Genomic DNA, 21,196 nt, shown 5'->3' with positions numbered 1-21,196 from the left:
GGCGGGCTGGGCAGCGGCGGCTGGGCCGGGCGAGGGCGGGGCGGGGGGTGTGGCCGGGCGGCGATCGCGGCCCGGCCACCGCCGTGTCAGGGCAGGGGGCAGGCTTCCCGCCAGGCGTCCAACGGACGGTCCTTGCGGATCGACGCGAAGCCGTAGCCGACGGTGGTGACGCAGAACTCGTCGGTCGAGCTGGCGTACTCCACGTGGAAGACCGGTTTGCCGGCGTCGACGAACGGCAGCAACTTGGCGCACTGGCCCAGCCGGACACACTCCTCGTTGACGACGAAGTCGAAGTCCGGAGCCAGTGCGGCGAGCTGGGGCACGTCGTTGACCAGCCCGGGGGAGAGGCTCAGTGAGCGGGCCAGTTCGGCGAGTCGGCGGTTGAACAGCAGTTGGTCGTCGAAGTCGAGGGGGAAGCCGGTGCGGGACGCGTACCCGTCGGCGTCGGCGAGCGCCACCGCGCCGAAGCCCTTGCCCCGGCAGAGTCGAAAACGGTCGGCCAGCACCGGCTCGAGCGCGTCCCAGCTCCGTACGTCCAGCCACCGGCTGCCGGGCCGACGCCCGGTCGAGCCCTGGACGATGTCCGGGAACCGGCTGGCGTCCGGGTCGGCGGTGCCGACCGCCCCGACGTGCACCTGGCAGATCAGCCGGCGGTCCCGGGACCGCAGCTCGGCGGTCTGCGCGGCGGTGGTGACCACCGGGTCGAGCAGGAAGACGTCCGATTCCACAGTCGGGTCGAGCGGGCCGGTGAGCTGCCACTGCCACTGCCAGGTGCGGGCCGACGCGGCCGGCCACGGGGTGGGCGCGCCGGGCGGGGTCAGCTCGGGTCGGCATCCGTACGCCGGCACCACCAGGACGAGTGCGACGCCGGCCGACAGGACACGGCGCAGTGGGCGTACGGCGACGCGTCGCCGCGGCCGGATCCGCATCGGCAGCTCCCGGGTCCCGGACGGCCCGTCGCCGCCCGCACCGGTACGCCGCCCCCACGCTCCGGCCCGGCGTACCTCACCGGGTCAAACGAGCGCGGGGGCGCGAACGACGCGCGGTCAGCGCGGCGCCGCGAAGACCTGGGTCCAGTACGGCCCGTTGCTGGTGGCGATCCCGACACCGATCTCGGTGAACGCGCAGTTCAGAATGTTGGCCCGGTGACCGGAGCTGTTCATCCAGGCGTCCATCACCGCAGCCGGAGTCTGCTGGTTCCAGGCCACGTTCTCGCCGTACGTGCGCCAGGCGTAGCCGACCCGGTCCAGCCGCGTGCCGGCGTTGCTGCCGTCGCTGCCCGTGTGCGACATGTTCTTGTGGTCGGCCTGGTCCTGGCTGTGCTTCTGGGCGGCGGTCATCAACTTGTCGTCGATGCTCAGTGCCCCGCAGCCGGCCTTGGCACGCTCGGCGTTGACCAGGTCCACCACCTCACGGGCCTGGGCGCTGACCGTGCCGCTCGGCTCGCTCGGCCCGCTGGAGCCGCTCGAACCGTTGGAGCCGTTGCTCGTGGCCGGCGCGCTGGTGCGCGCCGCGCCGCGCCGTGACGCGGCGGTGGTACGCGACGCCTCCGGGGTGGGCTTGACGACTCTGCTCGGTGTCGGGCTCGGCGGGGTCGGGCTGGGCGTGCTGGTCGGGGACGGTGCCGCGAGGGTGTCGAGGGTCGGCTCCTCGGTCGGCGTCGTCGACGGGGCGAAGGTGTCGTCGACGGCCGTCGGCCGGCTGGCCCCGTCGTCACCGCCGGGCAGTCCGAGCGCGCCGACGCCGAGACTCACCACGAGGGTGGCCGCCGCGGCGGCCCCACCGATCAGCACCGGCCGTCGCCAACGCCGGCGGGAGCGGTGTCGTCCCTCGCTGGGCCGGTCGGTGCCGGCGGGCCAGTCATCGGTCGTCTCCGGGCCGGCGTCGGGTCGCCAACCACCAGTCGTCTCCGTGCCGGCGTCACTGTGCCAGCCGTGGCTGGGCGGCCCGTCGGGGCTGCCGCCGTGCCAGGAGTCGGCGGCCGCCCCGGCCGGGCGATCGTCGTGCCAGGCGTCAGCGGCCGCCCCGGTCGGGCTGCCGTCGTGCCAGGCGTCGGTGGTCGGGCCGCCGGGTCCGCTGTCGTGCCAGCCCCCGGTGGCCGCCCCAGCCGGGCGGGTGTCGTGCCAGCCCTCGGTCGGCTCGTGCTCCGGGTGCTGGTCCGGCCAGGAGGCGGCGGTCTGAGCGTCGGCCGGCCCGCCGGAGGTCTCTGGGTCCGACTGCCAGCCGGTCGGGGGCTGCTCCCGGTGCCACCCGTCGCCGGGCTGGTTCGGGTCGTCACCGAACAGGTAGGCCGAGCGGGGCTCCGGACGGTCGTGCAGCCAGTTCGGCTCGTCGGTCGGCCGCTCGGCGCGCCGGGAGGCGCCGTTCGGGTCCATCGGGTCGGTCCAGCCGTACACGCCTATGCCTCCACGGGTCGGTTGCGGGCCGGGGTGACGCTACGGCGCGCCCGCGACCTGCGGCAACGTGGCTAAGGAAGAGTTAAGGGGAAGTCGGACGCCAGGGTGCGGAATTCCGTGGATCCGGGCGTACAGTAAAGGCGTCCGGACAGAGAGTGTCCGTGCCATTGCGGCAGCCCCCCGACAAGTGGACAGGTCGACGTAGAGATGATCTACGGCCTGCGAGAACTTGACGAAGGAGGGGTTTGCGGCTCAATATATAGGTGTCGCCAGTCGCGCCCGGTCATGCCCAGATACAGCCTGGAATGACAGCCGCGTACAAATGGGCGCGCGTTGGTCCGGCCTTTCCGGCAGCGCATATCAAGGAGTCAGCATGGCGAAGGCCCTCTACGGCCACGTAGGTGCAGCGCCCGACCGGCGTCTGCTCGACGAGGTCACCCGACTGCGTTCCAGGGTTCAGGCACTGGAGTTCGAGATCACCCGGTTGCGTGCCGACAATGATCGGCTTGCGGCGGCTGCGGCGGAGGCAGACGATCTGCTCCGTCTGGCCGAGCCGGCGTTGACCTGATCTTCGTGTCGCAAAACTGAATCGCACTCTCGCAAAATGCGCGCCGACACCTGTGTGCCGGCGCGCAACACTGTCCGGCCCCTTTCGGCGCCGGCTAATTGTGATCTTGCGGCCGGTTCCGCCCTTACCGCGTCCTCGGTATCCGAATAGCACGCCCAGCGATAAGCGATCATGAACGGCCCTCGTCCCTGACGTGATCGACAGAACAACGGCGGACCCACGTCTCGCGCCCGGGGCTGCACGCGGCCCGGGGCGGGTCGCGTGCCCGACCGCTCCCACCACCGGGTTAGTCTGCGAGTTCACCCAGGTCCCCACAGCCGGCGACGGTACGGCGGCCCCCGGACGAGGATCGAGAAGGTGTATCTCAAGAGCCTGACGGTGAAGGGCTTCAAATCCTTCGCCTCCGCCACGACGTTGAAGCTGGAGCCCGGGATCACCTGCGTGGTGGGCCCGAACGGCTCCGGCAAGTCCAACGTCGTCGACGCCATCGCCTGGGTGCTCGGCGAGCAGGGCGCCAAGGCGCTGCGGGGCGGCAAGATGGAGGATGTCATCTTCGCCGGCACCGCCGGCCGCGCGCCGCTGGGCCGTGCCGAGGTCACCCTCACCATCGACAACACCGACGGCGCGCTGCCGATCGAGTACACCGAGGTCTCCATCACCCGCCGGATGTTCCGCTCCGGCGAGAGTGAGTACGAGATCAACGGCAACACCTGCCGACTGCTCGACATCCAGGAGCTGCTGTCCGACTCCGGCATCGGCCGGGAGATGCACATCATCGTCGGGCAGGGCCGCCTCGACGGCATGCTGCACGCCAAGCCGGAGGACCGACGGTCGTTCATCGAGGAGGCGGCCGGCGTCCTCAAGCACCGCAAGCGCAAGGAAAAGGCGCTGCGCAAGCTCGACGCGATGCAGACCAACCTCAACCGCCTCACCGACCTCACCGCCGAGCTGCGCCGCCAGCTCAAACCGCTGGGCCGCCAGGCCGAGGTGGCCCGCCGGGCGGCCGCCATCCAGGCCAACCTGCGCGACGCCCGGCTGCGCCTGCTCGCCGACGACCTGGCCACCCTGCGGACCACCCTGGACCGGGAGATCGCCGACGAGACGGCGCTGCGGGAACGGCGTGAGCAGATCGAGGGCGAGCACGTGGAGGTGCAGGGCCGGCTCGGCGAGCTGGAGGCCGCTCTCGCGGAGGACGCTCCGCTGCTCGCCGCCGCCCAGGACACCTGGTACAAGCTGTCCGCCCTCCAGGAACGCTTCCGTTCGATCGAGCAGTTGGCCCGGGAGCGGCTGCGGCACCTCAGCGCCAGCGGCGACGACGAACGGCCCGGCCGCGACCCGGACCAGCTGGAGGCCGAGGCGGAACGCGTCCGCGAGCAGGAGGAGGAGCTGCGCGCGGCGCTCACCGACGACCAGATCCGCCTGGCCGAGGCGGTCGAGCACCGCCAGGAGCTGGAACGGCAGCTCGCCGCCGCCGAGCGGGAACTGGTCGCCGCGGCCAAGGCCATCGCCGACCGGCGCGAGGGGATGGCCCGGCTCACCGGTCAGGTCAACTCGGCCCGCGCCCGGACGACAAGCGCCGGCGAGGAGATCGAACGGCTCGCCGTCGCGCACGCCGACGCTCTGGGCCGCGCCGAGCAGGCGCAGGCCGACCTGGACGCGGTGGCCGCCCAGTCCACCGAGGCCGACCGGGACAACGCGGACCTGGACGCCCGGCATGCCGAAGCGGTCGCCGTGCAGGAGCGGGCGCAGGCCACCGTGCGATCGCTTGCCGACGCCGAACGGACGGCGGAGAAGGACGCCGCCACCTGGAAGGCCCGGGAGGAGGCGCTCGCCCTGGGGCTGCGGCGCAAGGACGGCGCCGGGGCGCTGCTCGCCCGCGCCGACGACGTGCCCGGCCTGCTCGGCAGCCTCGCCGGGCTGCTCACCGTCGCGCCCGGCCACGAGGCGGCGCTGGCCGCCGCGCTCGGCGGTCTCGCCGACGCGGTCGCCGTCAGCGGTGTGGACGAGGCCGTCGAGGCGATGCGGCTGCTGAAGATCTCCGACGCCGGCCGGGCCGGTCTGCTCGTCGGCAGCCCGGCGGGACCCGGCATGACCGGCTCCGCCGACGCGCTGCGCCCGAAGCTGCCCGACGCCGCCAGGTGGGCGCCCGACCTGGTGGAGTGCGGCGACGAGCTGCGTCCGGCGGTGCACCGGGCACTGCGGGACGTGGCGCTCGTCGACGATCTCGCCGCGGCGGCCGACCTGGTCGCCAGCAACCCCGAACTGCGGGCGGTCACCCCGGACGGTGACGTGGTGGGGGCGTACGCGGCGGCCGGTGGGTCGGCCAAGGCCCCCAGCTACATCGAGGTGCAGGCGGCGGTCGAGGAGGCCCGCAGCAACCGGCTCACCGCCGAGCGCGGTGGCGCGGAACTGCGTGACCAGCTCGTCGAGGCGCGCGCCGAGGTGGCCGCCGCCAAGGAGGCCGTACAGCACGCCGCCGCCGAGAAGCGCGAGGCGGAGAGTCACCGCAACGCCGCCGCCCGCCGGTTGGCCGAGCTGGGCGCGGCGGCCCGCTCGGCGAAGGCGGAGACCGACCGGCTCGGCGAATCCCACTCCCGCGCCGAGGCGGCCCGGCAGCGGGACCTCACCGCACTCGCCGAGCTGGAGGAACGGCTGCGGCTGGCCGAGGAGACCCCGGTCGACGCCGAGCCGTCCAGCGAGGAACGCGACCAACTCGCCGCCATGGTGCCGCAGGCCCGGCAGAACGAGATGGAGGTCCGGCTCGCCGTGCGTACCGCCGAGGAGCGGGTCTCCTCGATCGCCGGCCGGGCCGACTCGCTGACCCGGCAGGCCACCGCGGAGAGGGCCGCCCGCGAACGCGCCGCGGCCCAGCGCGCCGCGCGCACCCGGGGCGCGGGCATCGCCCGCGCCGTCGCCGGCGGCGCCCGCGAGGCGCTCACCCGACTCACCACCTCGATCGCGACGGCCGAGGAACACCGGGACGCGGTCGCCCGGGAACGCGCCGCCCGGGAGGCCGAGCTGCAGGAGGTACGCGGGGCCGCCAAGCGGCTCGGCGCTGAGCTGGAGCGGCTGACCAGCCAGGTGCACCGCGACGAGGTGGCCCGAGCGGAGCAGCGGCTGCGCATCGAGCAGTTGGAGGCGAAGGCCGCCGAGGACTTCGGGCTGGACGTGGAGACGCTTGTCGCCGAGTACGGCCCCACCCAGCCCGTACCACCGACCCCGGTGGACGTGGCGGCGGCCGAGCGCGACGGCCTGCCGGTGCCCGAGCCGGTGCGCTACGAGCGGCCGGTGCAGGAGAAGCGGGCCGCCAAGGCGGAACGCGAGCTGGCCCTGCTCGGCAAGGTCAACCCGCTCGCGCTTGAGGAGTTCGCCGCGCTGGAGGAGCGCTTCAAGTTCCTCTCCGAGCAGCTGGAGGACCTCAAGGCAACCCGTCGGGACCTGCTCACCGTGGTCAAGGACGTGGACGAGCGGATCCTGGAGGTCTTCGCCAGTGCCTTCGAGGACACCGCCCGGGAGTTCGAGCAGGTGTTCACCGTGCTCTTCCCCGGCGGCGAGGGCCGACTGATCCTCACCGACCCCGACGACCTGCTCACCACCGGCGTCGAGGTGGAGGCCCGCCCACCGGGCAAGAAGATCAAGCGGCTGTCCCTGCTCTCCGGTGGCGAGCGGTCGCTGACCGCGGTGGCCATGCTGGTGGCGATCTTCCGCGCCCGGCCCAGCCCGTTCTACATCATGGACGAGGTGGAGGCGGCCCTGGACGACGTGAACCTGGGCCGGTTGATCACGTTGCTGGCACAGTTGCGGGAGAAGAGTCAGCTGATCGTCATCACGCACCAGAAGCGGACGATGGAGATCGCCGACGCGCTCTACGGAGTGACCATGCGCAGCGGGGTCACCCAGGTGATCAGCCAACGGCTCAACCGGGCCGACGAGGACGACCAGCGGCACCGCCGCGGCGAGGAGAACGGGTAGTGGCTCGGGAACGCGCGACGGCGCTCCTGCTGGACTTCGACGGCGTACTGCGCCGGTGGGACCCGGCGGTGGCCGCCGTTGTCGAGCGGGAGTACGGCCTCTCCGAGGGGGTGCTCGGTGAGATCGCCATGCAGTGGGGGCGGCTCCAGCCGGTGCTCACCGGCCAGGTCAGCCACGCCGAGTGGATGAGCAGCGTGGCGGACGCCCTGGCCGAGTCGGTGGGCAGCCCGGAACGGGCCCGCGCCGCCGTCGAGCAGTGGCAGGGCTACCGGGGCGAGGTCGACCAGGAGGTGCTGGCGTTCGTCCGCGAGGTCCGCGCGGCGGGCGTCCGGGTCGGGCTGGGCACCAACGCCACCGACCTGCTCGACGCCGACCTGGCCGCGCTCGGCCTGGTCGGCGAGCTGGACGTGGTGGTCAACTCCTCCACGATCGGCGTGCACAAGCCGGCCCCGGAGTACTTCCAGGCCGCCTGCGTGGCGCTGGCCACCCCGCCGGCCCGGGTCCTCTTCGTCGACGACGAGGACTGGGCCGTGCGGGGCGCCCGCGCCGCCGGGCTGTCGGCGCACCGCTGGGGCGGCCACGCCGACCTGCGTTACCTGCGGGCGGCCCTGGACTACTGAGCCGGTCAGTCTCTCAGTCGCCGGTGACGCCGTCGATGCGTTCCCGGATCAGGTCGGCGTGACCGTTGTGCCGGGCGTACTCCTCGATCATGTGCACGTACGCCCAGCGCAGGTTGAAGGTGGGGTTGCCGTCGTGGCGGGTCAGCGTGAACGTCTCGTCCAGGGACCGGCCGGCGGTCGCGGCCCGGGCCGCGTCGACCTCGGCACGGAAGGCGGCGAAGGCGGCCTCCGGGTCGGCGTCGGCCGCGGCGTGGAACTCAGCGTCGTTGTCGGCGTCGAAGTCGTAGAGGTCGGGCAGGTCCTGGCCGGCGAAGCGCTGGCGGAACCAGGAACGCTCGACCTCGGTCATGTGCAGGACCAACCCGAGCAGGCTCAGGCCGGACGGCTCGACACTCGCCGTGCGTAGCTGCTCGGCGGTCAGGCCGGCGCACTTGTGCAGCAGGGTGTCGCGGTGGTAGTCGAGCCAGCCCTCCAGCATGGTGCGCTCGTCAGCTACGAGGGGCTCGTGGGTGCGGTCGATCTTTGGTGCCGTCCATGTCGTCATCGGGCCATCCTGGGGCTCGGGTACGACAGTCGCGACAGGTTTTCAGGGCACCACGACGACGGGCCAGCGGCCGGTGCGGACCAGACGGGTGGCGACCGAGCCGACCAGCCGGTGACCGGCCTGCTCGGAGGTGCCCACCACGACCATGTCGGCCTGGAACTCGTCGGCCGCCGCGCACAACTCGCCGTACGCGTCGCCGCGTCGGAACAGGAAGGTCACCGGGATGCCCCACTGCTCGGCCGCTCGCCGGCACTCCCGGCGCAGCTCGCCGGCCAGCTCGTCGTGGGTGCGCTGGACCGCTCCGGCGTCCATACCGGGCACCAGCGCGGTCAGCCCGCTCGCCGAGCCGACGAAGACCACCACCAGGGCGGCGCCCTGCCGGCGGGCCAGGCCGGCGGCGTAGGCACCGGCCCGCTCGGAGGTGCGGGTGCCGTCGACGCCCACCATGACCACCCGGGGACCGTCCGTGCCGCGCTCGAACGGCAGTGTTCGGGTCCGGGGGCCGTACTCCTCGCGGTCCGGTGCTCCCACGCTCATGGCTCTACCTCACCTCTGCTCGCCGGTGCGGACCACGGCGGCGCCCGCGGCGGCTGCGACTGTCGATTCCCGCTCGACCTCGTCGGAAACCGGGGAGCCGTTGTGCTGACGCAGTGGCACCTCCTTGATGAAGACCACCGCGATCAGCGCGATCAGCGCGAAGGGGGCGGCGGCCAGGAAGATGTCTCCGGCGCCGTGGCCGTACGCGCTCTCCACCACGGCACGCAGCGGGCCGGGCAGGGTGTGCACGTCGGGCAGGGTGCCACCGCTACCGGAGCTGGACGCGGGGATGCCGAGCTGGGCCAAACCGTCGGCGGTGTAGTCCTTGACCTTGTGGGCGAGCACCGCGCCGAGGGCGGAGACGCCGATCGCGCCACCGAGGCTGCGGAAGAACGCCACCACCGAGCTGGCCGCACCGAGCTCGTGCGGGCCGACGGTGTTCTGCACGGCGAGGACGAGGTTCTGCATGGTCAGGCCCAGGCCGACGCCGATGAGCGCCATGTAGACGCTGAGCAGGGTGAAGTTGGTGTCCGCGCGGAGCGTGCCCATCAGCGCGAAGCCGACGGTGAGCAGCGCCGAGCCGACCACCAGGAAGCGCTTCCAGCGGCCGGTCTTGGTGATGATCCGCCCACCCACGGTGGAGGCGACCAGCAGGCCGAGGATCATCGGCAGCGTCATCAGGCCGGACATGGTCGGGCTCTGGCCACGGCTGATCTGGAAGTACTGGCCGAGGAAGATCGACGCCCCGAACAGGCCCACACCGACCGCCACGCTGGCGATCACGGCGAGGGTGATGGTGCGGTTGCGGAACAGCCGCGGCGGGATCATCGGCTCGGCGGCCCGGGTCTCCACCCGGATGGCGAGGGCACCGAGGGCCAGCGCGCCGACGACCATGACGGCGGTCTGCCAGGAGGCCCAGGCGAACTGGTCACCGGCGAGGGAGACCCAGATCAGCAGGACCGAGACGGCCGCGGTGATCAGGGTGGCGCCCCACCAGTCGATCTGCGCCTTCCGCTTGACCACCGGCAGGTGCAGGGTCTTCTGGAGCACGATCAGGGCGACGATGGCGAACGGCACGCCGACGTAGAAGCACCAGCGCCAGCCGAGCCAGGAGGTGTCGACGATCACGCCACCGATCAGCGGGCCGCCGATGGTGCCGACGGCCATCACGGCGCCGAGGTAACCGCTGTAGCGGCCCCGCTCGCGGGGCGCGATCATCGTGGCCATGATCACCTGGGCCAGCGCGGTGAGGCCGCCGGCGCCGACGCCCTGGAGCACCCGGCAGGCGATCAGCTCTCCGGTGCCCTGCGCGAGGCCGGCGAGCACCGAACCCAGCACGTAGATCCCCAGGGCGAGCTGGACCAGCGTCTTCTTGTTGACCAGATCGGCCATCTTGCCCCAGATGGGGGTGGTCGCGGTGGTCGCGAGCAGGGCCGAGGTCACCACCCAGGTGTACGCGGACTGGCCGCCGTGCAGTTCGGTGATGATCCGCGGCAGCGCGTTCGAGATGACCGTGGACGAGAGGATCGCGACGAACAGGCCGAGCAGCAGGCCGGAGAGCGCCTCCAGGATCTGCCGGTGGGTCATGGTGACGGCGGTCGCCGAGCGGGGCACTGTCGCCTGGCTCATCGTTGTTGCCTCCGAGCGGAGTCGAGGTGGAGCGGCGGCGGATGGTGCACATGGGCCGCCTGAGAGTTGCCTGAAGCAACCGTATGCCTTGGTTGCCTGAAGCAACAACTTGGCGGACCGGCACCATATTCCCCGCCGAGGGGGCTACTGCCAGGAGTCGTTGAACCGGCCGAGCAGCCGGGCGAACTCCTCGACGTCCCGGCTCGGCCAGCCGTCCAGCGCCCGCAGGAACTCACCCAACCGGGCCGCACGGGCGACGTCGAACCGGCGCTGACCCTCCTCGGTGAGGCGGATCTGCGCGGCCCGCCGGTCGCTCGGATCGGGGTCGCGGTGGACCAGCCCGAGGGCTTCCAGCGCGTTGATCTGCCGGCTCAGTGTGCCCTTGCCCACACCGAGCCGCGACGCCAGCTCCGTCAACCGGATCGACCCACTGCGCCGCAACCAGAGCAGCAGCCCGTAGGTGTTCGGCTCCAGATTCGGGTGCACCTCCCGGGCGATCTCCCAGGAAACCGCCCGCCCACGACGCAGCAGAGCGGTCAACTCGTGCTCGACCGCCCGGATCGGCTCCGGCAGGTGCTCATCCACGGCGTAGAGACTACGGCGCGGTCGGCTCGCCGCTACCGGAGAGTCGACGCCGCATCACCGGGCGTAGGTGCCCGTCCTTGGTGGTGCCCTCGATGACCACGTCCGCGCCACGCCCCCGGTGGGTGAGCGTGGCGACGGCGTTGCCGAAGTAGGGGCCGGCCAACTTGCGCCAGCGCACACCAGGCCGCCGTACGCCCGCCGAGCGGGCCAACGCCCGGGTGGCCCCGGCCGGGCCGGCCGACCAGCCCAACCGCATCAGCGGACGGATGCCGGCCGGCACCTGGTTGTGGATCGGCGAGCAGGTGAGCTGGTGCACGGGCGTGACCACCGCAGGGTCGAAGAACCGGGCCCGAGCCACGTACGAGTGGTGCACATCCCCGGAGAGCACGCTTATCGACGCCGGAGGGGCGTACGCCGGACCGGCGCCGACCCGTGCGCCGGACTGCCTCGGGGTGCCGGTGCCGATCCGGGCGAAGGTCTCCCCGAGCGCCTCGAACGAGCGCCGGAACGCCGCCCAGTGCTCCAGGTCCAGGGCGCGGCGCAGCTTCTCCGCGCCGCGGGCCACCCAGGGGCGACGCGAGTCGGCGAGCTTCTCGTTCCACGCCTCGATGTGGTGGATGCCCTGCGGGAGCAGCCAGGGCAGCGACGCGCCGACCACCAGGTGGTCGTAGACGCCGTGCGCCTGGTCCAGGAACCAGGACCACTCGCCCGGCGGCAGCATGGCCCGGCTGCCCGGGTCGAGTACCCGGCTACACCTGTTGTCCAGCATGACCAGCCGGGTCCGGCCCAGGTCCAGCGCGTAACTCCACTGGTACTGCACCGCGCGCCAGCGCTCGGTGTCGTGCGCCACGTCCGACTCCTGGTCCACCCGGTGCCCGAACTCGCGCAGCACGCCCGTGGCGTCCTCGGCGGCGGCGACCTTGGCGAAGACCGGGTCGGCGGCGATCTCGTCGGGGGACAGGTTGCCCAGGTGCTGGTAGACCCAGTACGAGGCGAGCCCGCTGCCGATCCGCTCCTGCCACCACGGCTGCTCGCGCACCTCCGCACGCCAGGCCGCCGAGGTGTTCCAGTCGTCGATGATCTCGTGATCGTCGAAGATCATCACACTCGGCACGGTGGAGAGCAGCCACCGAATCTCCGGATCGCGCCAGGACTCCAGGTAGAGCTTGGTGTACTCGTCGAAGCTCACCACCTGGTCGGCCGGTGCGCCCTTCGGCCGCCGCCGGCGCCGCCGCAGCAGCCGGCGCACCGTGGGCGAGGTGACATCGGCGTAGACCTGGTCACCGAGCAGCACCAGCAGGTCGGGCAGCGGGTTCGACTCCGGGTCGGCCATCAACCGTCGGGCGTACGCGTCGAGCGCGTCCGGCGGCAGCTTCCGGGTGGTGGCGTGCTGGGTGGTCTCCCGGCACGAGCCGAAGATCAGGTTGACCGGCTGGTCCCGGTCGTCGGCGGCCCGGGTGCGGATCACGCTCGAAGGGAAGCCGCTGCTCGGCACCGGCCAGACCAGCTCGTCGTCGACGAGCACCTCGTAGGTGGTCGCGCTGTCCGGGGTGAGCCCCTCCACCACCACCAACGCGTAGTGGTGCTCGTACGCCGAGAAGGTGGGCGCGGTGCCGGTGGCGCCGTCGGCGGTGCGGACGGTGACCACGGCGGGCCCCGCCGTCTCCACCCAGATGGTGGCGCGGGTGTCCACGACTCGCCGCAGGAGGGGGCCGATGAGGAGGTGTGCGGCGGACATGCGGCCGAGCCTACCGCCGGTTCCGGGCACCGTCTGGGTGCGGTGGCTGAGACCCCGGGCACCGCCCGGAGGTGCGGTGGCTGAGACCCGGGCACCGCCCGGGGGTGCGGTGGCTGGGACGCCGTCGTCGCCATCTGACAGGATTCCGGCATGGCCGAATATCTCGTCCTCGCTCTGGTCCTGCTCGGTGTGCTGATCGCCGGCACAGTCGGGCTGGTCGTGCCGCGACTGCGGCGGCGGCCCGAGCCCCCGCTGCCGCACACCGAGGTCGACACCCGGGCCGAGGAGGATCTCGCCGGCCCGCCGGTCGAGGCACCGGAGTCCGATCTGTCCACCGGCGTCCTGGTCGAGCCACCGCCGGTCATCGAGGCGCCCGCGCCGGTGGAGGTGCCCGAGCCGACCGCCGGACGGCTGGTGCGGCTCCGCTCGCGGCTGTCCCGCTCACAGAACGTCTTCGGCAAGGGCCTGCTCGGCCTGCTCGCCCGCGACCACCTCGACGAGGACGTCTGGGAGGAGATCGAGGACAGCCTGATCACCGCCGACGTCGGCGTCGACGCCACCCGCGACATCGTCGACCGGCTCCGTGAGCGCACCCGGGTGCTGGGCACCCGCTCGGCCTCCGAGCTGCGCGCGCTGCTCGCCGCCGAGCTGGTCAACGCGCTCGACCCGAGCCTGGACCGGTCGCTGCGGACCGCCCCGAAGGACGGCGTACCGGCAGTGGTCCTGGTCGTCGGCGTCAACGGCGCCGGCAAGACCACCACCTGCGGTAAGATCGCCCGGGTGTTGGTGGCCGACGGCCGGACCGTGCTGCTCGGCGCCGCGGACACCTTCCGGGCCGCCGCCGCCGACCAACTGGAGACCTGGGGCTCCCGGGTCGGCGCGGAGACCGTCCGTGGACCCGAGGCCGCCGACCCGGCAAGCGTCGCCTTCGACGCGGTCAAGCGCGGCATCGACACCGGCGTGGACACCGTGCTCATCGACACCGCCGGCCGCCTGCAGAACAAGGTCGGCCTGATGGACGAGCTGGGCAAGGTCAAGCGCGTGGTGGAGAAGCAGGGCCCGATCGACGAGACACTGCTCATCCTGGACGCCACGACCGGCCAGAACGGCCTGGAGCAGGCCCGGGTCTTCACCGACGTGGTGAACGTGACCGGGGTGGTGCTCACCAAGCTCGACGGGACCGCCAAGGGTGGCATCGTGATCGCCGTGCAGCGCAAGCTCGGCATCCCCGTGAAGTTGGTCGGCCTCGGCGAAGGCAAGGACGATCTGGCCCCGTTCGACCCCGCGCAGTTCGTCGACGCGTTGCTGGGGACCGAGGCCACCGGACGGGACGCGTAGTCTCGGGTGACCACCGACGATCGCGCGTACGCGGGCTGGCGCGAGCCCGGCCACCCCTCGCAGCGCCTCGGGAGACCGTACGTGACTTCGCAGGAGATCCCGCTGCACGGCGGCAACGTCAGCACCGTCGTCCGCGTCGGTGACACGGTCCGCCGCAACGCCGGGCCGTGGACACCGTCCGTGCACGCCCTGCTGCGCCACCTGGAGTACGTGGGCTTCACCGGCGCCCCCCGGGCGCTCGGGATGGACGAGCGCAACCGTGAGGTGCTGTCGTACCTGGAGGGGGAGTGCGGTGAATATCCGCTCGCCCCGCACTGGGTGACCGACGAGGCGCTGGTCACCGTCGCCACCATGCTGCGGATGTTCCACGACGCGCAGTACGGGTTCACCCCGCCGCCGCAGGCGGTCTGGCGCTCGTTCGGGCCGCCGCCACCGGACACCGAGGTGATCTGCCACCACGACGCCGCGCCGCACAACGTGATCTGGCGGCCGGACGGCACCCTCGGGCTGATCGACTTCGACCTCGCCTCGCCGGGGGCGCGGATCTACGACGTGGCGTACGCGGCCTGGACCTGGGTGCCGATCTTCGCGGACCGCGACTCGATCACGCTGGGCTGGAAGCACCCGGACCGGCCGCGCCGGCTGCGGCTCTTCGCCGACGCGTACGGGTTGATCCCGCGCGACCGGCACCGGCTGATCCGGACCATCCGCAAACGGATCGTGGACCACGTCGAGGGGATCCGCCGGATGGCCGCCGCTGGCGAGCCGGCGTTCGTCCGGATCGTGCACAAGGGCCACCTGCGCCGTCCGATGCGGGATCTGCGGCTGCTCGACTACGAGCGGCACGCCCTGGAGAACGCCCTCCGCTGAGCGCGGACCGGTCGATGCTCGGCCGGTCCCGTCAAGCGGACCGGTCGATGCGCCTGGCCGGTCAGCCATCGACGTACGCCGTCCGAACGATCCACCATTGTCCATGTCGGTGACTGTGCGGACTTCGTGACACGTACGAAACAACCCGTCACGAACCGGAAACCCGCACGGGACCGTGGGTGAAACAGCCGGCCGCGAAGCTTCCGCGCAACCGGCCTACGGGCGACGCTGCCCCGGAAAGCCGCGAAGGAGGACTTCACCTTTAGGAGGCCAGCGTGCCTGAAGCACCGACGATCGACGGCGCCAATACCACGTGGCTGCTGGTTTCGACCGCGCTCGTGCTGCTCATGACCCCCGGACTGGCGCTGTTCTACGGCGGCCTCAACCGGGCCAAGGGCGTACTCAACATGATGATGATGAGCTTCTCCGCCATCGGGCTCATCTCTATTCTGTGGTGGTTCTACGGTTTCAGCGTCGCCTTCGGGACCGACGTGAACGGCTTCTGGGGTGACCCGGGCGCGTACCTCGGCACCAAGACCTTCCTCGCCGAGACCGACCTGTGGGGTGCCACGGCGGAGAACCCCAGCGGCATCGGGGTTCCGCTCTACGTGTTCATGGCCTTCCAGATGGTCTTCGCGGTGATCACCGTCGCGCTGATCAGTGGTGCCATCGCCGACCGGGCCAAGTTCGCCGGCTGGCTGCTGTTCGCCTTCGGGTGGGCCACCCTGGTCTACTTCCCGGTCGCGCACTGGGTGTGGGGCGGCGGCATCATCGGCGGTGACATCCACGCGCTGGACTTCGCCGGTGGCACCGCGGTGCACATCAACGCCGGTGCGGCGGCCCTGGCCGTGGCGCTGGTGCTCGGTAAGCGGCTCGGTTGGCCGCGCGAGGGCATGAAGCCGCACAACATCCCGCTCGTCGCGCTCGGTGCGGGTCTGCTGTGGTTCGGTTGGTTCGGGTTCAACGCCGGTTCGGAGTTGACCGTCGACTCCGTCGCCGGTCTCGCCTTCATCAACACCCAGCTCGCCACGGCGGCGGCGGTGCTCGGCTGGATCGCGGTCGAGTGGGTCAAGGACCGCAAGCCGACGATGGTCGGTGCCTCGTCCGGCGCCGTCGCCGGTCTGGTCGCCATCACCCCGGCCTGTGGTTTCATCGCACCGTGGGCGTCCGTCCTGCTCGGCATCGTCGCCGGTGTGGTGTGTGCGCTCGCCGTCAGCCTCAAGTACAAGCTGGGCTACGACGACTCCCTCGACGTGGTCGGCGTGCACTTCGTCGGTGGTTGGATCGGCTCGCTCTGGCTGGGCCTCTTCGCCACCAACTCGGTGAACGCCGCGATCACCGACGTGGTGGGTGGCTCCGACGGCCTCTTCTACGGCGGCGGCGTCACCCAGCTCGGGCGGCAGGCCCTCGCCGGCCTGATCGTGACGGCATGGTCGTTCGGCATCGCCTGGGTGCTCGCCTTCGTCATCGAGAAGACGATCGGGTTCCGGGTGAAGGCCGAGGCCGAGGTCGAGGGCATCGACATCGGCGAGCACGCCGAGAGCAGCTACGACCTGTCCCCGGCCGGTGGCGGCACGGGCGGCGCGTTCGCGATGGCCGGCATCGGCACCCCCGGTGGCGGCACGACGAGTGGCGCCAAGCCGGAGGCGGAGCCCGCCGAGCCGGTAAGCGAAAAGGTCGCCGGTTAACGTTCCAGGGATGGAGGGGTTGGACATGAAGCTGGTGACCGCGGTCATCAAGCCGTACCAGCTGGACGCGGTGAAGGAGGCCCTGCACGCCCTCGGCGTGGCCGGGCTGACCGTCAGCGAGGTTCAGGGGTACGGGCGGCAGAAGGGGCACACCGAGGTCTACCGGGGTGCCGAGTACACGGTCGAGTTCCTGCCCAAGATCCGGGTAGAGGTGCTCACCGACGAGATCGACGTGGAAAAGGTGGTGGACGCCATCGTCGGGGCGGCCCGCACGGGCAAGATCGGTGACGGCAAGGTCTGGGTCACCGGTGTCGAAGAGGTCGTCCGGGTGCGTACCGGCGAACGCGGCCTCGACGCACTCTGATCTGGAGACCACGACCGACATGACCTCGTTGATCAAGAAGGACGCGTCAGGCAACACCGGTGACGGTGACGCGAACCCCTTGATCAACGAGGTCGTCGGCGTTCCCGGGGGGATCGGCGAGGCCGCCCGGCTGGCCCGGGCGGCCTCGTACGACACCTTTCTGCGCGGGTTGCTGCCGGCGCAGGACGGAGTGGCACTGCTGGCGGTCGGGGGGTTGGGTCGACGCCAGTGCGCCCCGTACAGCGACCTCGACCTGGTGTTGCTGCACGCCGGGGTGCCCGGCACGAACGAGTTGGCCGCCTCGATCTGGTACCCGATCTGGGACGCGGGCCTGCGACTCGACCATTCCGTACGCACCGTCGCCGAGGCGCTCTCGGTTGCCCAGGACGACGTCAAGGTCGCCCTCGGGCTGCTCGACGCCCGCCTGGTGGTGGGTGACCAGACGCTGGCCGACGCGCTCAGCCGCACCGCCGCCGATCACTGGCGGCGCACCGCCGTACGGCACCTGCCCGGCCTGCGGGAGGTCACCACCGCGCGCTGGCAGGCGCACGGTGAGCTGGCGTTCCTGCTGGAGGGCGACCTCAAGGAGGCCGCCGGGGGGCTGCGCGACGTGGGCCTGCTGCGGGCGATCTCCGCAGCCGGTATCACCGATGCGCTACGTCCCGCCGTGCGTGCCGCCCACCTTCGCCTGCTGGACACCCGGGACGCCCTGCACCAGCAGGTCGGCCGCCGGGTCGACCGGTTGGTCGCCCAGGAACGCGACGGGGTGGCCGCCCTGCTCGGTCTGGAGGACGGCGACGCCCTCCTGCGCCGGGTCGCCGGTGACGCCCGCACGGTCAGCCACGCTCTGGATGACGCGTTCCGCGCCGCCGACCGGTTGCGCTCCGACCGGTCCCGAGGCGGCAACGGCCGCTCGGCGCGTCGACCGGTGGCACGTGACGTGGTCGAGCACGACGGCGAGCTGGTGCTGGCCCGGACGGCGATCGGGGCACGCCCCGACCCGAGCCTCTCGTTGCGGGTGGCCGCCGCGGCGGCCACGACCCGCCTGCCGATCGCACGGGCCACCTGCGAGTGGCTGGCGGCGTACTGCCCGCCGCTGCCCGCGCCCTGGCCGGCCGAGGCCCGGGCCGCGCTGACCACCCTGCTCGGCGCCGGTGCCGGCCTGGTGCCCGCCTGGGAGACCTGCGACCGGTACGGCCTGGTCGACGGCTGGCTGCCGGAGTGGACCCGACTGCGCAGCCTGCCCCAGCACAACCCGGTGCACCGTTACACCCTCGACCGGCACCTCGTGCAGGCCGCGCACGAGGCAAGCCGGCACGCCCGTGAGGTGGAGCGCCCCGACCTGCTGCTCATCGGTGCTCTCCTGCACGACGTCGGCAAGGGCCTTCCCGGCGATCACAGCACCGTCGGGGTGCCACTGGCCCAGGCGGTGGCGACCCGGATCGGTCTGCCCCCCAGCGAGGTGGAGCTGATCGGCACGCTGGTCCGTCTGCACCTGCTGCTGCCCGACGTGGCCACCCGCCGGGACCTGTCCGACCCGGTCACCATCGCCTCGGTGGCCGAGGCGGTCGGTAACACCGGCACCCTCGACCTGCTGCACGCACTGGTCCGGGCCGACGCGGCGGCGACCGGGCCGGCGGCCTGGTCGGACTGGAAGGGTCGACTCGTCGCCGAGCTGGTCGCCCGGGTCCGCACCGCACTCGACACCGGCGTACTGCCCGAGCCGCCGGCACCCGATCCGGCACTGCTGGCCGGGCCACTGCCGGTCGTCCACCTGACCGGCGACCGGGTGTCGGTCGCCGCAGCCGACCGGCGGGGCCTGCTCGCCACGGTTGCCGGCTGCCTGGCCCTGCACCGGCTGGAAGTGATCTCCGCAGACGCGTCGGTGGTCGACGGCCGGGCGCTGGTCGAGTGCCGGGTGCAGCCCCGCTACGGCCTGCCGCCGGATCCGGTACCGCTCCGTGCCGACCTGCGCCGGGCGGTCGGCGGTGACGTGTCGGTCACCCAGCGACTGCGCGGCCGTGCGCTCGCCGCCCGGGGCAGCGGCGCCGCTCCCCGGGTTGTCTGGCACCGCGAGGCGGCCACCGACGCCGTGCTGCTGGAGCTACGCGCGGCCGACGCGGCCGGCCTGCTCTACCGGGTCGCCTGCGCGCTCGACGAGGCGGGCGCCCTGGTCCGCGCGGCGCGCATCTCCACTCTCGGCGCCGACGTGGTGGACGCCTTCTACCTGGTCGGCGGTTGGCCGGACGACGAGACCCGAGCGCGCCTGGAGGAAGCGGTCCTGGCCGCCGTCTGACCACGGCTGCCGTCTTGGCTGGCGCTGTGGTTTGGGGATTGGGGTTCTCACCTGGGGGTGGGAGCGGGCGGGTACGTCCGGGGGCGTAGGGGCGGTGTCGCTCGTGGGCGCACGTCGGGGGGCGTCGGCGCGGGCAGAATGACGGCCATGCGCTGGGACGGGCAGTGGGCGAGGCGAGCGGCTCCGGATGCCGTGCTCGCCCTGGCGCTGCTCGGGTTCGGACTGCTGGCCACCGATCTGGCCGGGGACAACCAGCCGGGGTCGAGGACGGTGGACGGGGTCTGCCGGGTGCTGATCGTGGTCGCCGCGCTCGTCCTGCTGGCCCGTCGGCGCGCCCCGGTCACCACCCTCGCCCTGGTCGGCGTGGTCACCGCGACGTACCTGGTGCTCGGCTACCCGTACGGGCCGATCCTGCTCACGTTCCTGGTCGCGGTGTACACGGTGGCGGTGCGGCTGCCGGTGCGTCCGGCTGCGCTCGCCGCCGGTGGCGCGTTCGTGGTGTTGCTGACGCACGTCTTCTGGTCCCGGGGTCCGGCCCCGGGCTGGACCGGGGTGCTCCCGGCGTCGGCCTGGGTCGCCGTACCGTTCGCGGTGGGCGTTGTGGTGCGGGTCAACCGTGAGGTGGCGGCGCGCAGCCGGGCCGAGGAGGCCCGCGGTCGCGCCGAGGAGGCCCGGCGGCGGGCCGACGAGGAGCGGTTGCGGATCGCGCAGGAGGTGCACGACGTGGTGGGGCACGGGCTGGCCGCGATCAGCATGCAGGCGGAGATCGCCCTGCATCTGCTGCCGAAACGACCCGAGCAGGCCGAGACCGCGCTGACCGCGATCAGCCGGACCAGCCGTGAGGCGCTGGACGAGCTCCGGGTCACGCTGGGCGCGGTGCGGCAGGGGGCGGAGCGCGAGCCGGTACCCGGCCTGGCCCGGCTGCCGGCACTACGCGATCGGCTCGCCGGGGCCGGGCTCGCCGTCGACGTACGCGTCGTCGGTGCCCCCCGGGAGCTGCCGGCCGCGCTGGACCTGGCCGCGTACCGGGTGGTGCAGGAGGCGTTGACGAACGTGCTGCGCCACGCGGGGGTGGCGAACGCGGAGGTGACGGTGGACTACCGCGCCGACGAGGTGACCGTCGAGGTCGTCGACCAGGGAAGGGGCGCCGGGGCGGCGCCGGCCGACGACGAGCGCGGGCACGGTCTGGCCGGGATGCGGGAGCGGGTCGCGGCGCTGGGCGGGTGGTTGACCACCGGGCCGCACGCCGGTGGCGGCTTCCGGGTGTACGCCCGGCTGCCCGCGGAGGAGACCCCGTGATCCGGGTGCTGATCGCCGACGACCAGGACCTGGTCCGGCTCGGTCTCTGCGCGCTCGTGGAGAGCGAGGACGACCTGGCGCTGGCCGGCGAGGCGGCCGACGGGCTGCGGGCGGTCGAGCTGGCGCGTCGGGAGCGACCGGACGTGGTGCTGATGGACATCCGGATGCCCGGCATCGACGGCATCGAGGCGACCCGGCGAATCGTCGCGGACCCCGAACTGACAGGTACGCGGGTGGTGGTGCTGACCACCTTCGAGCTGGACGAATACGTCTTCGACGCGCTGCGGCACGGCGCGAGCGGGTTCCTCACCAAGGACACCCGACCGACCGAGCTGCTGCGCGCGATCCGGCTGGTCGCCGAGGGGGAGGCACTGCTCTCGCCGTCGGTGACCCGTCGGGTGGTGCGGGAGTTCGCCACCCGACCGTCGCGGGTGCCGCGCCCGCACCCTCGGCTGGACACGCTCACCGACCGGGAGCGCCAGGTGGTCGGCCTGGTCGGTGAGGGATTGAACAACGAGGAGATCGCCGCCCGGCTGGTGGTCAGTCCGGCGACCGCGCGCACGCACGTCAGCCGGGCGATGGGCAAGCTGGGAGCCCGGGACCGGGCCCAGCTCGTCGTGTTCGCGTACCAGTCGGGGTTGGTGTCGGGGTGAGGCCCGGGCCGGGCGACAGCGGCCTTGCGGCGGGGCGGCTACCCTAGCGGTGGCCGGACTCCGCAGTGCCGGCCGCGTTGTGCCCGCCGGAACACTGAC

The 21,196-nt window shown here is 72.6% G+C and carries 17 protein-coding genes; 10 read left to right on the top strand and 7 right to left on the bottom strand.

The window, feature by feature from the left end:
* Window positions 1-86: 86 nt before the first annotated feature.
* Window positions 87-929: an endo alpha-1,4 polygalactosaminidase gene (locus AB0C25_RS21470; protein WP_357375699.1), complete on the bottom strand. Its 843-nt coding sequence runs from the start codon at window positions 927-929 to the stop codon at window positions 87-89.
* Between the two features lie 117 nt (window positions 930-1,046).
* The gene (locus AB0C25_RS21465; RefSeq protein WP_357375697.1) at window positions 1,047-2,396 is read right to left on the bottom strand and encodes a CAP domain-containing protein; all 1,350 of its coding nucleotides are present in this window, start codon (window positions 2,394-2,396) and stop codon (window positions 1,047-1,049) included.
* Window positions 2,397-2,769: 373 nt separating this feature from the next.
* Here AB0C25_RS21465 and AB0C25_RS21460 point away from each other — a divergent pair, with 373 nt between their 5' ends.
* From AB0C25_RS21460 to AB0C25_RS21450, 3 genes are all read left to right on the top strand, one after another.
* The gene (locus tag AB0C25_RS21460) at window positions 2,770-2,964 is read left to right on the top strand and encodes a hypothetical protein (protein WP_030487463.1); all 195 of its coding nucleotides are present in this window, start codon (window positions 2,770-2,772) and stop codon (window positions 2,962-2,964) included.
* A gap of 357 nt (window positions 2,965-3,321) precedes the next feature.
* Window positions 3,322-6,936 carry a chromosome segregation protein SMC gene (gene smc / locus AB0C25_RS21455; RefSeq protein ID WP_357375695.1) on the top strand — a complete coding sequence of 1,205 codons (3,615 nt, stop codon included), beginning with the start codon at window positions 3,322-3,324 and terminating at the stop codon, window positions 6,934-6,936.
* Window positions 6,936-7,556 carry an HAD-IA family hydrolase gene (locus AB0C25_RS21450; protein ID WP_357250465.1) on the top strand — a complete coding sequence of 207 codons (621 nt, stop codon included), beginning with the start codon at window positions 6,936-6,938 and terminating at the stop codon, window positions 7,554-7,556. The genes smc and AB0C25_RS21450 overlap by 1 nt, the downstream gene beginning before the upstream one ends.
* Window positions 7,557-7,569: 13 nt before the next feature.
* Here the strand turns inward: AB0C25_RS21450 and AB0C25_RS21445 are convergent, their stop codons facing one another.
* The 5 genes from AB0C25_RS21445 to AB0C25_RS21425 form a co-directional block, all read right to left on the bottom strand.
* Window positions 7,570-8,100, bottom strand: coding sequence for a DinB family protein (locus AB0C25_RS21445; protein WP_357375693.1), 531 nt, complete (start codon window positions 8,098-8,100; stop codon window positions 7,570-7,572).
* A 42-nt stretch (window positions 8,101-8,142) separates the two neighbouring features.
* Window positions 8,143-8,637: a universal stress protein gene (locus tag AB0C25_RS21440; RefSeq protein ID WP_357375691.1), complete on the bottom strand. Its 495-nt coding sequence runs from the start codon at window positions 8,635-8,637 to the stop codon at window positions 8,143-8,145.
* Between the two features lie 9 nt (window positions 8,638-8,646).
* The gene (locus AB0C25_RS21435; RefSeq protein WP_357375689.1) at window positions 8,647-10,266 is read right to left on the bottom strand and encodes an MDR family MFS transporter; all 1,620 of its coding nucleotides are present in this window, start codon (window positions 10,264-10,266) and stop codon (window positions 8,647-8,649) included.
* 144 nt (window positions 10,267-10,410) lie between these two features.
* Window positions 10,411-10,851, bottom strand: coding sequence for a MarR family transcriptional regulator (locus AB0C25_RS21430; RefSeq protein WP_357250448.1), 441 nt, complete (start codon window positions 10,849-10,851; stop codon window positions 10,411-10,413).
* 10 nt (window positions 10,852-10,861) lie between these two features.
* Window positions 10,862-12,589, bottom strand: coding sequence for an alkaline phosphatase D family protein (locus AB0C25_RS21425; RefSeq protein ID WP_357375687.1), 1,728 nt, complete (start codon window positions 12,587-12,589; stop codon window positions 10,862-10,864).
* 150 nt (window positions 12,590-12,739) lie between these two features.
* Between AB0C25_RS21425 and ftsY the strand changes: the two genes are divergently transcribed.
* The 7 genes from ftsY (at window position 12,740) to AB0C25_RS21390 (ending at window position 21,097) form a co-directional block, all read left to right on the top strand.
* Window positions 12,740-13,927 (top strand): signal recognition particle-docking protein FtsY, encoded by a 1,188-nt coding sequence (gene ftsY, locus AB0C25_RS21420; protein ID WP_357375685.1) that lies wholly within the window; start codon window positions 12,740-12,742, stop codon window positions 13,925-13,927.
* A gap of 6 nt (window positions 13,928-13,933) precedes the next feature.
* Window positions 13,934-14,797, top strand: coding sequence for an aminoglycoside phosphotransferase family protein (locus AB0C25_RS21415; RefSeq protein WP_357077819.1), 864 nt, complete (start codon window positions 13,934-13,936; stop codon window positions 14,795-14,797).
* A gap of 275 nt (window positions 14,798-15,072) precedes the next feature.
* Complete coding sequence (locus AB0C25_RS21410) at window positions 15,073-16,485, top strand: ammonium transporter (protein ID WP_357375683.1); 1,413 nt, start codon at window positions 15,073-15,075, stop codon at window positions 16,483-16,485.
* A gap of 25 nt (window positions 16,486-16,510) precedes the next feature.
* Entirely contained in the window at window positions 16,511-16,849 is a 339-nt protein-coding gene (locus tag AB0C25_RS21405) for a P-II family nitrogen regulator (protein ID WP_208648869.1), read from the top strand.
* A 19-nt stretch (window positions 16,850-16,868) separates the two neighbouring features.
* Window positions 16,869-19,145 carry a [protein-PII] uridylyltransferase gene (locus AB0C25_RS21400; RefSeq protein WP_357375681.1) on the top strand — a complete coding sequence of 759 codons (2,277 nt, stop codon included), beginning with the start codon at window positions 16,869-16,871 and terminating at the stop codon, window positions 19,143-19,145.
* Window positions 19,146-19,292: 147 nt separating this feature from the next.
* Window positions 19,293-20,444, top strand: coding sequence for a sensor histidine kinase (locus AB0C25_RS21395; protein ID WP_357375679.1), 1,152 nt, complete (start codon window positions 19,293-19,295; stop codon window positions 20,442-20,444).
* Entirely contained in the window at window positions 20,441-21,097 is a 657-nt protein-coding gene (locus AB0C25_RS21390; protein WP_357375677.1) for a response regulator transcription factor, read from the top strand. Before AB0C25_RS21395 ends, AB0C25_RS21390 begins: the two co-directional genes overlap by 4 nt.
* The last annotated feature ends 99 nt before the right edge of the window (window positions 21,098-21,196 follow it).

This window comes from Micromonospora sp. NPDC048839 (assembly GCF_040649915.1).
Taxonomy (GTDB): domain Bacteria; phylum Actinomycetota; class Actinomycetes; order Mycobacteriales; family Micromonosporaceae; genus Micromonospora.
Note: the sequence above shows the minus strand (reverse complement) of the source record. Positions and strands in the feature narration are given on the sequence as shown.

Coding starts and splice junctions, on each gene's coding strand:
- AB0C25_RS21470 (WP_357375699.1), bottom strand. CDS start 929: ATGCGGATCCGGCCGCGGCGACGCGTCGCCGTACGCCCACTGCGCCGT.
- AB0C25_RS21460 (WP_030487463.1), top strand. CDS start 2,770: ATGGCGAAGGCCCTCTACGGCCACGTAGGTGCAGCGCCCGACCGGCGT.
- AB0C25_RS21445 (WP_357375693.1), bottom strand. CDS start 8,100: ATGACGACATGGACGGCACCAAAGATCGACCGCACCCACGAGCCCCTC.
- AB0C25_RS21440 (WP_357375691.1), bottom strand. CDS start 8,637: ATGAGCGTGGGAGCACCGGACCGCGAGGAGTACGGCCCCCGGACCCGA.
- AB0C25_RS21435 (WP_357375689.1), bottom strand. CDS start 10,266: ATGAGCCAGGCGACAGTGCCCCGCTCGGCGACCGCCGTCACCATGACC.
- AB0C25_RS21425 (WP_357375687.1), bottom strand. CDS start 12,589: ATGTCCGCCGCACACCTCCTCATCGGCCCCCTCCTGCGGCGAGTCGTG.
- ftsY (WP_357375685.1), top strand. CDS start 12,740: ATGGCCGAATATCTCGTCCTCGCTCTGGTCCTGCTCGGTGTGCTGATC.
- AB0C25_RS21405 (WP_208648869.1), top strand. CDS start 16,511: ATGAAGCTGGTGACCGCGGTCATCAAGCCGTACCAGCTGGACGCGGTG.
- AB0C25_RS21400 (WP_357375681.1), top strand. CDS start 16,869: ATGACCTCGTTGATCAAGAAGGACGCGTCAGGCAACACCGGTGACGGT.
- AB0C25_RS21395 (WP_357375679.1), top strand. CDS start 19,293: ATGCGCTGGGACGGGCAGTGGGCGAGGCGAGCGGCTCCGGATGCCGTG.